The sequence below is a fragment of the Halomonas sp. 141 genome (genome assembly GCF_002810305.1).
GTDB classification, from domain to species: Bacteria; Pseudomonadota; Gammaproteobacteria; order Pseudomonadales; family Halomonadaceae; genus Vreelandella; species Vreelandella stevensii.
In genome coordinates, this window is the sequence record NZ_PINZ01000007.1 from 102,233 (window position 1) to 113,303 (window position 11,071).

Genomic DNA, 11,071 nt, shown 5'->3' on the forward strand with positions numbered 1-11,071 from the left:
ACGCTCGCCTAACGCCCGAAGAACGATGGCTACTGATGCAGTGGGCGTCTGTGATAGGCGCTGACCAGAGCTTTGATGGCACTTTGAAGGATCTCTTCATGAGCCTAGGCATGACGTATGCGCAAGGCCGTCGAGCCTGGGGTTGTCTCATAAAAAAACACGGAGAAAGGCAAAACCAGTTTATTGAGATTGAGCGGCTACCTGTTAAAGGACCAGGTCGGCCAGCGGTACGTTATCGTTTATCAGCAAAGTTTGTGAAAGAACTACAGAAGTATCCGTTGTCTTCTACGCACCACGTAGAAGAAATAGCCACACTTACCAAAACGACCCTACTATCTGCTGAAAATAAAAATAAGGATCTGGTAAGAGATGGACGTCGCCGCCGTTCAAGGTTGACCTTGCCTAACCGGTGGCTATTAATGGTGTTGCTAGCTCATGCTGATACGCCAGGTGTAATAACCAGCCTTGGAATATCAACAATACGTCACCTCACTGGGATGTCACGCTCCCGCATAGATAGGCAACTGAAGAAATTGGTTGATTTAGGTATCGTTGCTCACCATGAGCCAGGGCGATACTCACACCAAGCTAAAAAACGCAAAACCTCTATTTATCTGCTTGATTTAGCCCACCCCTCATTTGGAAAACACACAAGAACGCCCATTACAATTGTGTCGCCGCCTTCAAGCACCAAACCCGAGGTAACGGAATCAACAAAAGGTGAAATAAAAAGAACGGAGTTAGTCGGTGGAATAGTGGATGCAGTGATGACTGCAGGGGTATGCAGCTTGCAAATCGAAGCATTGTTGAAGGAGTACAATGCCAACAAGGGTTCTGATAGTACCGTGTCAGACGATACTAAGGATGAATCAAAACGAGAGCATGATCCTTATCGCGAGGCTAAAAAATATCAAGAGAGATACAACGAAATCAAAATGGTTTTTGACCTGGCGCTATCAATGCTGCCAAGCACACGTTATCTAGAAGGTGGCGTTGAAGAACTGCTTAAGCGCTACGATGTGGAGGATGCAAACTGGTTACTTACCAGTGTTCATATCGATACTTGTCATCTGCTAACTTCCTCCTGGAATGAATTGAAAGAAGGTTGTTCCGGGCCTGAACAGCCACAACATGACGTTATAGTGGCGACTGCTCGTCGTTTAGGCATAACGCCTGAATATGTGATCGAAACGAAACCTGAGCAGGAGTCAGAATGGGCGTCTGAAAAAGCAGACAACTATACAAAGGCCTTGGACGATAAGCCTCCCACAGTAGAACCAATAACAGAACAATTCTCTTATCACCCCTTGGCGCTACTGTTTTATGCCCTGTCACATCACCTAGCCAAACAGCTTCAGCGTGACATCATCCGTAATGGACACGGAGACGACGAAGCAATGACCTACATGCTTGTGCCTGTTTTTCCCAATTCACCTAACGGCTCGACCTTACCCGCGTTTCAACTACGTAGCTATGGCCTGCGTTCCGAAGATGCCGGTAAAGAGCCAACGACCACTATATCCCGCAGCCCTGTCAGCGAGGATCTAAAAACCTATTGGCAAACACATCATCAGGATTGCCTTTCAGCTATCAATGATGAGTCAGATGATGCCACAGAGTCTGACGCTCAAGAGCCTAGCGACGCATAACCACCAGTCGCCAAAGCCACTCTCCAATTAAAAAATACTCACCTGCCTCATCTCATGAACGAATAACAGGAGTTCGTCATGAGCAATCGATTAATCCGCATCAAAGACGTCATGGATCGTACTGGGCTGGCTAGATCGACGGTCTACAAGTACATCAGCCTTGGGCAGTTCCCTCAGCCCATCAAGCTGGGCACTCGGGCTGTTGCCTGGGTCGAGCGTGAAGTGGAAGCCTGGATCTGCGAAAGCATCGAGCGCAGGAATGAAGCAGTGCTGAAGTAACTCAATCTTTCCTCATTTAATTGAAGAGTGATTATTCGCTGACGGCGACTCACTCCCACCAGCAACCATCAGTACCTATCGGTCACTACCCATTCCCAAGAACCTTGTTTAATTATTATTAGTTAAATCAAATATTTAAATCAAAGGGTAATGGGAGGGGCATCAAGCCCCGTCCCTGAGTAGCGAGCGTAAAGGTAGCCATCCACACGTATCCGTCTCAATGAATCCAGCCTCCGCTGGAGGCTTCGTCGTGCCTGACATACATGCTCATGCCTCCGAAGGCATGGGTCGATCTCACTATCGAGGTAATTAAAATGCTTCAACGACACCCATCAAACGCTAATTTGTGCTTGAACGCTGCTCCTACCTTCAACGGGCTTGCTCTCCAAGTGAAACATCTCCCAATGGCCGATGAATACCTTCAGGCCCTTTACATTACAATGCACAAGGCTCTCGCTGACTACCCTCGCGTGCTAGCCTTCAGGGTCGATCCTGTCATTCCCACAACGATAAGCGACCGGATGAGGCCGGAGGATCACAAAGGCCTTATCGCAAGGTTCATCGCTTCCTTTAAAGCGATTATCAAACATGATCGTGAGAGTAAACGCCAAGCTGGCTGGGTGCCTGACACTAAGGTGCGCTACGTATGGTGCCGGGAGGTTGGCCTTAACGGCAAGCCGCACTATCACTTCTTCTTCCTACTGAATCGTGACGCGTATCACATGCCAGGTAAGGCAGGCTCTCAAAACGAGAACCTTATCAGCCGGGTGTCACGTGCTTGGTACAGCGCGCTGGGAATCACTTGGAACCCTCAAGAGCCATGGGTACACGTCCCTGATAACCCTTACTACTGGATCGACCGAGGTGACCTAACTAGCTTTGAGCAGGCTTTCACACGTGCCTCTTATCTCTGTAAAACGAATACAAAGCAGTACGGGCTAGGTGTACGAGCGTTTGGTACTAGCCGCCAATAAGGGACATTGTCTATCGATCCACAAGCTCACTAAACCTATCCAGGCAATGGATGAAGTGGTCCAATTGGAGCGGACACCCCGATAAGCCTCATAATGGAGGCCATGGAGGTGTTCATGACCAAGAAGACTCGACGTCGGTTTTCCGATGAATTCAAGGCGGATGCGGTGAGCCTGGTGATCGATCAGGGGTATTCCGTATCCGAGGCCGCCCGGCGCCTGGGCGTGGAGCGCAGCGTGCTGGACCGCTGGTGCCGCAAGCACCGTCAGCAGGTCTCCGGCATCCCGGGACGGCAGGAGGACGATCGCGATGCCGAGATCAAGAAGCTCCGCGAAGAAGTTCGTAAGCTTCAGATTGAAAAGGATATTTTAAAAAAGGCGGCAGCCTTCTTCGCCAAAGAGTCGAGCTGAGATACCAGTTCATCGAGTCGGAGAAGGCCACCTATCCCGTGGCCGTGCTGTGTCGGGTTATGCAGGTCAGCCGGAGTGGTTTCTATGACTGGCGACGACGTGGCCCTGATGAGGCGCGCCAGGCCCTGTACCACGAAGTCAGAGAGATTCATCTCCAGAAGCGTGGCAGCTATGGCAGCCGCCGCATGGCCAGAGAACTGCGACGCCGAGGCCACGATGTCGGCCGTTACCAGGCTCGCAGCCTGATGCGGGAGGCGGGTGTAGAGGCACGGCAGCGGCGCCGCTGGCGTCATACAACCGACAGTGAGCATAGCCTACCGGTGGCGCCTAACTTGTTGAACCGCCAATTCATGGTGGCTGAACCGAACCGGGCCTGGGTGGCCGATATCACCGCGATCTGGACGCTGGAAGGGTGGCTCTATCTGGCGGCGGTGCTCGACCTCTACGACCGGCAGCTGGTGGGCTGGGCAATGGCGGGGCACATGCGCACGCAGTTGGTCCTGGACGCCCTGGAGATGGCCGTGGGACGCCGGCAGCCCGAGGAAGGACTGATACATCACAGCGACCGCGGCAGCCAGTACGCGTCGCATGACTATCGATCCACGCTGGATCGGCACGGGTTCCAGGCCTCGATGAGCCGGAAAGGGAACTGCTGGGACAATGCCGTCATGGAGCGCTTCTTCGGCTCACTGAAAAGCGAGTGGCTGGCTGGCCAGCGATACGGAAGCCGACAGGCCGCACGGCGGGACGTGATCGAATACACCGAGATGGAGTACAACAGCTGCCGGCTCCACTCGACCCTGGGCTACCAAACGCCAAGGGAAATCGAATTGGCGGCTGCAGCTTGAAAATGTGTCCGCTCTGACTTGACCAGAACAGGATACGGTCAGTGGAGTATCGCTTTGCCCTCATGCCCCCACACCGCTAAACTCGGCTCACTCTTTTGTGGGGGCTAGGTATCCACCATGCCGACGATTACTGCCATATATGGAATCATCGATGAGCTACACCGTTACGCTGCAACAGCTGGAAACTCCAGTAGCACATGAATTTACGACCAAGAGATTATGAGTGCAACAAAATAAACTTTGGTATCGCGCCTGCAATGCGGAAACCAAGAATTATCAATACGTTATCTTTTCCAGGGATTACATTACTCACATGTCTTTCATCCTGTTAGCAGCCAGATGACAACCAGGCGGCGACCATATATCTGTGATATTGGCCTACCCTAAGAACATGAAGGACAACATAACACTTGCTGAAAAGGCCGCATTGAAAACACTGACCCACCAATTAAAGGAGGAAGTTTCTGGATGAGCATTTTTGACGAACTCCAAACATCGCTGCAGGAAGCCGTTGAGATTAATGGGTAAGCGGATTAAATGGTTGATCTTACCTTTGCATGAGAGTGAGACAGACCGGCATCTCATCGGATTATCTGGTTGATGCTTCACCTACTGCTGGTGCATGTTTCCTTCGCTAATTCCAGCAAGAACCCCACACGCCTCAACTTCCCGGTCATCGTTGCAACTCGCTCTCAGTGAAACGAGTTGTTTCTCAAGCGCTTGCAGAGCGGTTATCTGCGACCGCACATGAGAGATGTGATCATCGAGCAAGGCGTTGACGGCGGTACAAGGCTGATGAGGGTCGTCCTGATAGCTCTGTAGTTCGTGAATCTCAGCCAGTGACAGGCCCAGGATTCTGCAGCGACGGATGAAGGCCAGCCCCTCACCATGCTTCTCGGTATAGACACGGTAACCGTTGTCCTGCCGATCAGGCGGCGGCAACAAGCCCTGCTGTTCATAGAAGCGGATCGTCTGTGTTTCGACCCCTACCAACTGCGCCAACTGACCAATGCGCATCAGCCTCCTCCCCAACGGATTCTTTACTCTATTGACCTTATAGTAGCTTTATAGTTTTAAATGGTACCACAACATTGTTCAAGTGGAGTCGTATCATGAGCAAATCCTGTGGTGGCGCCTGTGGCGGTGATGCAACGTCCGCAGCGGATACCGATATACAGGCCTCCTCCGAGGCGCCAGGGAGATGGGTCAGTGTTTATGCCGTGCCGAAGATGGACTGTCCATCAGAAGAACGAATGATTCGCCTAGCCCTGAGCGGCTTTGAGGAGATTCGAGCGCTGTCCTTCGACTTGTCGAACCGCCGGCTGAAGGTCGTGCATGACGGCGAGGTCGAGCCCGTCACCTCGAAACTGAAGACCTTGGGGCTAGGCGCCGCGCTTCAGGAAAGCGTTGCTGCAAATCCGGAGACCATCAAGGCCGCCGAGTTCTCGGCAGCTTCTGCTAAGCAAGAATCCGGGACCCTGCGCTGGTTGCTCGGCATCAATGCACTTCTGTTCGTGGTGGAAATGACTGCCGGTCTGATGGCTCAGTCAACTGGCCTCATTGCAGAGTCCCTGGACAATTTTGCTGATGCGGCAGTGTACGGACTCGCTCTTTATGCGGTTGGGCATAGCGTGAAAAGGCAGGTCCGTGTTGCGCACGTTGCTGGTGTGGTCCAACTGGTTTTGGCTGTTGGCGTACTCGTAGAGGTGGTGAGACGCTTTGTATTCGGTAGTGAGCCTGAATCGCTGGTGATGATGGCTATCGCATTCGTCGCATTGATTGCCAATACCAGTTGTCTGCTGCTCATATCCAAACATCGGGAAGGCGGGGCGCACATGAAGGCAAGCTGGATATTCTCGGCCAATGACGTGGTGATCAACCTGGGGGTCATCACCGCCGGCGCCCTGGTCGCGTGGACCGGTTCCAATTATCCGGATCTGATTATCGGCACCATCGCGGGGGTCATTGTACTTAACGGTGCCAGACGCATTCTGGCGTTGAAGGGTTAAATAATGCTCATTATTGGCAAAAAGCTCTCGCCGTATGCCCTATTGTCCATATCGGGCCTGCTGGCAGCGTCTGATCAGGCTGTAAAGTGGCTGGTGCAGCAATCAATGGCCTATGGCGAGTCTATTTCAGTGACCTCATTCTTTAACTGGGTACACGTATGGAATACCGGTGCCGCATTCAGTCTTTTTGCGAATGGTGGAGGCTGGCAGCGCTACTTTTTTATCGGAATCGCGGTAGTGGTCTCGATTTTTCTGATCAAGCTGATCCTTGAAAATCGTCATAAAGGAGAAGCCATCGCTTACAGTCTTATCCTCGGTGGCGCCATGGGCAACCTGATTGACCGGGTCTTTCGCGGCTATGTTGTGGATTCCTTTGATTTCTATTGGCGAGACTGGCATTGGCCGGCCTTCAACCTGGCTGATATTGCAATTGTCCTCGGTGCCTTACTTTTCGTTTCCAGCAGCTTGTTGGGTAAAAAAGCAAACACCAATGCCGAGCCGGATGGATCTGACTGACACCTACGCCATACAATTCCGCGCCTTCCGGGGTGAAGGCGGCATCGAGCGGAATTTCTTTGCAGCATACGCAGCAGGTGGTGCAACTGGCAGTGTTCGGGGCGTTTGCGTTCATGGTGGTACTCCTCCAGATTGGTAGCGAAGCTCAAAGCTGCCCACTCTCGGCTGGCTGGGAAGCGGTCATGATCTTCCCTTGAAGGCCCGCAGCAGCCGCGTCACAGACAGGACAAACAAGCCGGTCAGCGTGAGGGCTGCAATACCCCAGTGCTCCCCGATGAACGCGCCGGCCGTCGTGCCGGCTAGCACAATGGCGAGAATCGGCAAATGGCAGGGACAGGTGAGCACGGCCAGCGCGCCCCACAAGTAGCCGGTGATCGGTTTGTGCGTCTCAGACGGCAAGTGCTCTGGGCTGTTCATGGCAGACTCTCCGCGTGCTGTGCCGGTTCGGTTGGCATGGCGGCCAGTTGCATTTCGAGGCTGGCCAGGGCCTCGCGCCGACGCTCGACGAGTTGCCGCAACACGGCAAGCTGCGCAGACGCACCGTCACCGTCCGCAGCATCCAGCGCCCGGCACAGCCGCGCCAGTGCGTCCAGGCCGATACCCGCTTCGAAGGCAGCCCGTACAAAGCGCAGCCGTTGCAACGCGGTGTCATCGAACAAGCCGTAGCCGCCCGTGGTGTACGCGACCGGCCGTAGCAATCCGCGCAGCAGGTAGTCGCGCACGATATGCACGCTCACCCCGGCATCAAGGGCCAGCCGGGACACTGTGTAGGCGCTCATTGAACACCTCCTTTTCCTCATCCGGCGCAGCACGAAAGCTGCTTCACGTCCTTGCTGAAGGTCTGCGCCGCGAGCTTCAGCCCTTCGACCATGGTCAGGTAGGGGAACAATTGGTCGGCCAGTTCCTGCACGGTCATACGGTTGCGAATGGCGAGCACCGCCGTCTGGATCAGTTCACCCGCTTCCGGGGCCACCGCTTGCACGCCGATGAGCCGTCCGCTACCTTCCTCGATGACCAGCTTGATGAAGCCGCGTGTGTCGAAGTTGGCAAGCGCACGCGGCACGTTGTCCAAGGTCAAGGTGCGACTGTCGGTCTCGATCCCGTCGTGATGTGCTTCCGCCTCGCTGTAGCCCACGGTGGCGACCTGCGGGTCGGTGAACACCACGGCCGGCATTGCGGTCAGGTCCAGGGCCGCATCGCCGCCAGTCATGTTGATCGCAGCACGGGTGCCGGCCGCTGCCGCCACATAGACGAACTGAGGCTGGTCGGTGCAGTCGCCAGCCGCATAAATGTGTGGCGTACTGGTGCGCATGCCCTTGTCGATGACGATGGCCCCCTGCGCATTGGCAGCGACTCCCGCCGCTTCCAATGCCAGGCTGCGCGTGTTCGGTGCCCTGCCAGTGGCGACCAGCAGCTGGTCGGCGCGTATTTCACCGTACCCGGTGGTCAGCACGAATTCGCCGTCCACATGCGCGACCTGGCTGGCTTGCGTGTGTTCCAATACCTTGATCCCTTCGGCACGGAACGCGGCTGTAACGGCCTCGCCGATGGCCGGGTCTTCGCGGAAGAACAGCGTGCTGCGTGCCAGGATCGTCACTTTGCTGCCCAGCCGGGCAAAGGCTTGCGCCAGTTCCAGCGCCACCACAGACGAGCCGATCACGGCCAGGCGCTCGGGAATGGTGTCGCTGACCAGGGCCTCGGTGGAAGTCCAGTAGGGTGACTCTTTCAGGCCCGGAATCGGCGGCACGGCCGGGCTGGCACCCGTGGCGACCAGGCAGCGGTCGAACGCCACCACACGCTCGCCGCCATCGTTTAAACGGACGGCAAGGCTCTGGTCGTCCTTGAAACGCGCTTCACCATGCAGCACGGTGATGGCCGGGTTGCTGTCCAGGATGCCTTCGTACTTGGCGTGGCGCAGCTCATCGACGCGCGCCTGCTGCTGGGCCAGTAGTTTGCTGCGATCAATCGCAGGCACAGTCGCCGCGATGCCACTGTCGAATGGGCTTTCACGGCGCAAATGGGCGATATGGGCAGCGCGGATCATGATCTTGGACGGCACGCAGCCGACATTGACGCAAGTACCGCCGATGGTGCCGCGCTCGATCAGCGTGACGTTCGCACCTTGCTCGACGGCCTTCAGCGCCGCCGCCATCGCGGCTCCGCCGCTGCCAATAACGGCGACGTGCAGTCCGTCCCCATCACCACCAGCCTTGTCGCCACCGCCCAGCCATCCCAGCGCCTTGCCAAGCAGTCTGCCCCGCGCTGAAGTGGATGGGGCATCGGCGGGTGTGGCCTTGTAGCCGAGGCCGGCCACAGCGGCGGTCAGCGCCTCTGGCGAGGTGCCGGGATCGGTGGCGAGTTGCGCGGAGCCTTTCGGGTAGGACACGAGCGCCGACAGCACGCCCGGCACTTTCTCCAGGGCGTCCTTGACATGTGTCGCGCACGAGTCGCAGGTCATTCCGGTGATATTCAAATACATTGCATCGTTCCTTTTCGTTTCGGCAACTGCCAATGCAGTTAGCCGTGTTTGGGTGGTAGTTCGCAGCGGCGGTTGGCCGGTGAGAGCAGATCCCAGATCGACACCCCGATCATCAAGGCCAGACCGACATAGAGGAGGTTCGCCGTCCACCAATTGCCAAAAAACAAGAGCATGGCCGCCAGCACGATGGCTGGGCCGACCATCCCGAGCAGGCTGCGGTACCATTGCCGATGACTCAGCCAGCCCAGTGCATTCGCCAGCAAAGCCACGACTGCGAACAGCGGCAGCAGCTTGGAGATAAACAACCCTTCGTATTCCTGTAGAAAGCCAAGGCCGATGGCCGCGCCCAGGCTGGCGATAGCCGGGAAACAGGCAGCGCATCCCATCGCGGAAACAACGCTGCCAAGCGCGCCAGCCTTGTCGGCAATGCGTGTAATCAGTCCCATGATCGCCCCAGGTTCGGGTTCAGTGGCTCACTGCTTGACGCTGGACGGAAAGCCCGCATCGCCAGTGGCCTTGATCAACTCATGCACACTGGTCTTGGCATCATCGAAGGTGACAACCGCTTCGCGTGGTTCGAAGGTAACGTCAACTTTATCAACGCCTTCAATCCTGGAAATCGCCTTCTTGACGATGATCGGGCAGGTGGGGCAGGTCATGCCCGGTACGGACAGCGTGACGGTCTGGGTGGCGGCCCACACGGGGGCAACAACGGCAGCGAGGGCGAGGGCGGCAAACAGTTTTTTCATGATGAACTCCTGTGATTAATAGAAAAATGGCATGACGTAGGGAAATCCGAGCGCGACCAGGACCAGCGCGGCCACGATCCAGAAAATGAGCTTGTAAGTAGCTCGCACTTGGGGAATCGCGCAGACCTCACCCGGTTTGCAGGCTTGCGCCGGGCGGTAGATGCGCCGCCAGGCGAAAAACAGCGCGACCAGCGCTGCGCCGATGAAGATCGGGCGATAGGGTTCCAGCACCGTCAGGTTGCCGATCCATGCCCCGCTGAACCCCAAGGCGATCAAAACCAGCGGCCCCAGGCAGCAGGCCGACGCAAGAATGGCGGCCAGCCCACCGGCGAAGAGCGCGCCGCGCCCGTTTTGTGGTTCAGACATACGCTTGTCCTTTCAAATTTGGTTTGGATAGCTTAAGCTTACTTCCGTAGTTATGTACGGAGTCAAGCGATATGCAAATTAATTTTGAGAATCTGACCATTGGCGTTTTTGCCAAGGCGGCCGGGGTCAATGTGGAGACCATCCGGTTCTACCAGCGCAAGGGCCTGCTGCCGGAGCCAGACAAGCCCTATGGCAGCATTCGCCGCTATGGCGAGGCGGATGTAACACGAGTGCGGTTCGTGAAATCGGCCCAGCGGCTGGGCTTTAGCCTGGACGAAATCGCCGAGCTACTGCGGCTGGAGGATGGCACCCATTGCGAGGAAGCCAGCGGCCTGGCCGAGCACAAGCTCAAGGATGTGCGCGAGAAGATGGCCGACTTGGCACGCATGGAGGCCGTGCTGTCTGAACTGGTGTGCGCCTGCCATGCGCGGAAAGGGAACGTTTCCTGCCCGCTGATTGCGTCACTGCAAGACGGAACGAAGCTCGCTGCATCGGCGCGGGGGAGTCACGGGGTGACTACGCCTTAGCGTGCTTTATTTTCCGAATTCTGAGACGACCCCAAAAAGCAAACACCAATGCCGAGCCGGATGGATCTGACTGACACCTACGCCTATACAACACCATGACCGAACTTCCCGACAACATCCTTCACCTGCCGCAATACCAAGTACTGGGCTGCAAATCAACCGACGACGAAATGCACTTCCAGGTGGACGTGCCCGATCCCATCGCCTGCGAGGAATGCGGCGTGCAGGGTGAGTTCGTACGGTTCGGCAAGCGTGACGTTCCCTATC

The 11,071-nt window shown here is 56.1% G+C and carries 14 protein-coding genes and 2 pseudogenes; 8 read left to right on the forward strand and 8 right to left on the reverse strand.

What is annotated here, in order from left to right; all coding sequences use genetic code 11:
- Positions 1 to 110 precede the first annotated feature (110 nt).
- From CWI66_RS17970 to CWI66_RS05560, 4 genes and pseudogenes are all read left to right on the forward strand, one after another.
- A complete protein-coding gene (locus CWI66_RS17970) occupies positions 111 to 1,649 on the forward strand; it encodes a hypothetical protein (RefSeq protein WP_157808952.1) in 1,539 nt (512 codons plus the stop codon).
- A gap of 78 nt (positions 1,650 to 1,727) precedes the next feature.
- The gene (locus CWI66_RS05550) at positions 1,728 to 1,928 is read left to right on the forward strand and encodes a helix-turn-helix transcriptional regulator (RefSeq protein ID WP_016915553.1); all 201 of its coding nucleotides are present in this window, start codon (positions 1,728 to 1,730) and stop codon (positions 1,926 to 1,928) included.
- Between the two features lie 440 nt (positions 1,929 to 2,368).
- Entirely contained in the window at positions 2,369 to 2,902 is a 534-nt protein-coding gene (locus tag CWI66_RS18660) for an inovirus Gp2 family protein (RefSeq protein WP_263065550.1), read from the forward strand.
- A gap of 114 nt (positions 2,903 to 3,016) precedes the next feature.
- Positions 3,017 to 4,158, forward strand: a pseudogene (locus CWI66_RS05560) (IS3 family transposase).
- A 609-nt stretch (positions 4,159 to 4,767) separates the two neighbouring features.
- Here the strand turns inward: CWI66_RS05560 and cadR are convergent.
- Positions 4,768 to 5,175, reverse strand: a complete 408-nt coding sequence (gene cadR, locus CWI66_RS05570; RefSeq protein ID WP_004364961.1) for a Cd(II)/Pb(II)-responsive transcriptional regulator — start codon at positions 5,173 to 5,175, stop codon at positions 4,768 to 4,770.
- 95 nt (positions 5,176 to 5,270) lie between these two features.
- Between cadR and CWI66_RS05575 the strand changes: the two genes are divergently transcribed.
- Positions 5,271 to 6,167: a cation transporter gene (locus CWI66_RS05575; RefSeq protein ID WP_100731148.1), complete on the forward strand. Its 897-nt coding sequence runs from the start codon at positions 5,271 to 5,273 to the stop codon at positions 6,165 to 6,167.
- 3 nt (positions 6,168 to 6,170) lie between these two features.
- Positions 6,171 to 6,683, forward strand: coding sequence for a signal peptidase II (lspA, locus tag CWI66_RS05580; RefSeq protein WP_016915550.1), 513 nt, complete (start codon positions 6,171 to 6,173; stop codon positions 6,681 to 6,683).
- On the opposite strand, the gene CWI66_RS18665 is transcribed toward lspA, so the two are convergent.
- The 7 genes from CWI66_RS18665 to CWI66_RS05620 form a co-directional block, all read right to left on the reverse strand.
- Positions 6,577 to 6,798, reverse strand: a complete 222-nt coding sequence (locus tag CWI66_RS18665; protein ID WP_083844212.1) for a DUF3330 domain-containing protein — start codon at positions 6,796 to 6,798, stop codon at positions 6,577 to 6,579. The two genes, lspA and CWI66_RS18665, sit on opposite strands and share 107 nt — an antisense overlap.
- A gap of 65 nt (positions 6,799 to 6,863) precedes the next feature.
- Positions 6,864 to 7,100, reverse strand: a complete 237-nt coding sequence (gene merE / locus CWI66_RS05595) for a broad-spectrum mercury transporter MerE (RefSeq protein ID WP_001087807.1) — start codon at positions 7,098 to 7,100, stop codon at positions 6,864 to 6,866.
- Positions 7,097 to 7,462: a mercury resistance co-regulator MerD gene (gene merD, locus CWI66_RS05600; protein WP_001277466.1), complete on the reverse strand. Its 366-nt coding sequence runs from the start codon at positions 7,460 to 7,462 to the stop codon at positions 7,097 to 7,099. Before merD ends, merE begins: the two co-directional genes overlap by 4 nt.
- A gap of 17 nt (positions 7,463 to 7,479) precedes the next feature.
- Positions 7,480 to 9,162 (reverse strand): mercury(II) reductase, encoded by a 1,683-nt coding sequence (gene merA, locus CWI66_RS05605; RefSeq protein WP_003055149.1) that lies wholly within the window; start codon positions 9,160 to 9,162, stop codon positions 7,480 to 7,482.
- A gap of 38 nt (positions 9,163 to 9,200) precedes the next feature.
- Positions 9,201 to 9,608 (reverse strand): organomercurial transporter MerC, encoded by a 408-nt coding sequence (gene merC / locus CWI66_RS05610; protein ID WP_000522993.1) that lies wholly within the window; start codon positions 9,606 to 9,608, stop codon positions 9,201 to 9,203.
- Positions 9,609 to 9,635: 27 nt separating this feature from the next.
- A complete protein-coding gene (gene merP, locus CWI66_RS05615) occupies positions 9,636 to 9,911 on the reverse strand; it encodes a mercury resistance system periplasmic binding protein MerP (RefSeq protein ID WP_016915549.1) in 276 nt (91 codons plus the stop codon).
- 15 nt (positions 9,912 to 9,926) lie between these two features.
- The gene (locus CWI66_RS05620) at positions 9,927 to 10,277 is read right to left on the reverse strand and encodes a mercuric transport protein MerT (RefSeq protein ID WP_001294660.1); all 351 of its coding nucleotides are present in this window, start codon (positions 10,275 to 10,277) and stop codon (positions 9,927 to 9,929) included.
- A gap of 71 nt (positions 10,278 to 10,348) precedes the next feature.
- On the opposite strand from CWI66_RS05620, the gene merR reads away from it, so the two are divergent.
- Entirely contained in the window at positions 10,349 to 10,804 is a 456-nt protein-coding gene (merR, locus tag CWI66_RS05625) for an Hg(II)-responsive transcriptional regulator (RefSeq protein WP_001166628.1), read from the forward strand.
- A gap of 95 nt (positions 10,805 to 10,899) precedes the next feature.
- Positions 10,900 to 11,071 (forward strand): annotated as a pseudogene (locus tag CWI66_RS05630) (ISL3 family transposase); the annotation flags it as partial.

Excerpts from the sequence above, each read along its gene's own strand:
- cadR (WP_004364961.1), bottom strand. The coding sequence starts at position 5,175 with ATGCGCATTGGTCAGTTGGCGCAGTTGGTAGGGGTCGAAACACAGACG.
- CWI66_RS18660 (WP_263065550.1), top strand. The coding sequence starts at position 2,369 with ATGCACAAGGCTCTCGCTGACTACCCTCGCGTGCTAGCCTTCAGGGTC.
- merD (WP_001277466.1), bottom strand. The coding sequence starts at position 7,462 with ATGAGCGCCTACACAGTGTCCCGGCTGGCCCTTGATGCCGGGGTGAGC.
- merP (WP_016915549.1), bottom strand. The coding sequence starts at position 9,911 with ATGAAAAAACTGTTTGCCGCCCTCGCCCTCGCTGCCGTTGTTGCCCCC.
- lspA (WP_016915550.1), top strand. The coding sequence starts at position 6,171 with ATGCTCATTATTGGCAAAAAGCTCTCGCCGTATGCCCTATTGTCCATA.
- merC (WP_000522993.1), bottom strand. The coding sequence starts at position 9,608 with ATGGGACTGATTACACGCATTGCCGACAAGGCTGGCGCGCTTGGCAGC.
- CWI66_RS18665 (WP_083844212.1), bottom strand. The coding sequence starts at position 6,798 with ATGAACGCAAACGCCCCGAACACTGCCAGTTGCACCACCTGCTGCGTA.
- CWI66_RS05550 (WP_016915553.1), top strand. The coding sequence starts at position 1,728 with ATGAGCAATCGATTAATCCGCATCAAAGACGTCATGGATCGTACTGGG.
- merA (WP_003055149.1), bottom strand. The coding sequence starts at position 9,162 with ATGTATTTGAATATCACCGGAATGACCTGCGACTCGTGCGCGACACAT.
- CWI66_RS05620 (WP_001294660.1), bottom strand. The coding sequence starts at position 10,277 with ATGTCTGAACCACAAAACGGGCGCGGCGCGCTCTTCGCCGGTGGGCTG.
- CWI66_RS05575 (WP_100731148.1), top strand. The coding sequence starts at position 5,271 with ATGAGCAAATCCTGTGGTGGCGCCTGTGGCGGTGATGCAACGTCCGCA.
- merR (WP_001166628.1), top strand. The coding sequence starts at position 10,349 with ATGCAAATTAATTTTGAGAATCTGACCATTGGCGTTTTTGCCAAGGCG.
- CWI66_RS17970 (WP_157808952.1), top strand. The coding sequence starts at position 111 with ATGACGTATGCGCAAGGCCGTCGAGCCTGGGGTTGTCTCATAAAAAAA.
- merE (WP_001087807.1), bottom strand. The coding sequence starts at position 7,100 with ATGAACAGCCCAGAGCACTTGCCGTCTGAGACGCACAAACCGATCACC.